The sequence below is a fragment of the Blautia sp. AM28-27 genome (assembly GCF_003480905.1).
GTDB classification, from domain to species: domain Bacteria; phylum Bacillota; class Clostridia; order Lachnospirales; family Lachnospiraceae; genus Fusicatenibacter; species Fusicatenibacter saccharivorans.
In genome coordinates this window covers 1-775 of sequence record NZ_QUJK01000043.1, presented here as the reverse complement: position 1 = coordinate 775, position 775 = coordinate 1, and the positions used below count along the sequence as shown (strand labels likewise).

Here is a 775-nt window from a genome sequence, read left to right as displayed (position 1 = left end):
TGCTATCCCGTTGCCGAGCCGGTTGCCGGGGAAAATCCCGAAACTATCGGCTTTTCTCCCCTATGACAACCAAAACAACAGAAAAATAAAAGAAAAGTATAAATAGTAACCATCGCCAGATTGAGATTGTTTGCAAGGTCTTTTGAAGCCCGTTGCCGGACTTCGTTGCCGACACCCTCTGTCTGGCTATTTTCATGTATGGAGGATAACTGCCTATGGCAAAAAACAAAACAGAGATTCATGTTACAACGGTGTTTGACGGGGAACTGGACGCAACCGATGTGTTCGTCAGCCTGATTTCCCAGAAATATGGAAAGACAAATACAAAAGAATATCTTGCTAAAAAGAAAGATTTGAAGTATAATGAAGATGAGGTTCAAAAGAGCCAGATACCGTCTGGATTGTGTGGGTAAATGGCTATGATGAACGAAATGGAATATAGAACAATCGGAAAGGCACTTGCCGGGGGCTATCGTGCAGCGGTCTATTGCAGGCTGTCAAAGGACGATGACCTACAAGGCGAAAGTGCCAGTATCGCAAACCAGCGTGATATGCTGGAAAAATACTGCGAAAAGCAGGGATGGGAGGTTGTGGCAGTCTATCAGGACGATGGTTTCACAGGTCTTAATATGGAGCGTCCTGATTTGCAGAGAATGTTGAGAGCCATTGAGCGCAGGCAGATCAACCTTGTCATCACGAAAGACCTCAGCCGTCTGGGGCGTAACTATCTGCAAACCGGGCATTTGATTGAGGACTTTTTCCCAAGAAACGGTGT

General features: G+C 45.7%; 2 protein-coding genes. Both read left to right on the top strand.

Annotated features, from left to right (window positions below; all coding sequences use genetic code 11):
- Window positions 1–215: 215 nt before the first annotated feature.
- Window positions 216–413: a hypothetical protein gene (locus DW743_RS17840; RefSeq protein WP_004612761.1), complete on the top strand. Its 198-nt coding sequence runs from the start codon at window positions 216–218 to the stop codon at window positions 411–413.
- Window positions 414–775, top strand: a 362-nt coding sequence (locus tag DW743_RS17835) for a recombinase family protein (protein ID WP_158583315.1), incomplete at its 3' end; no start/stop codon positions are given.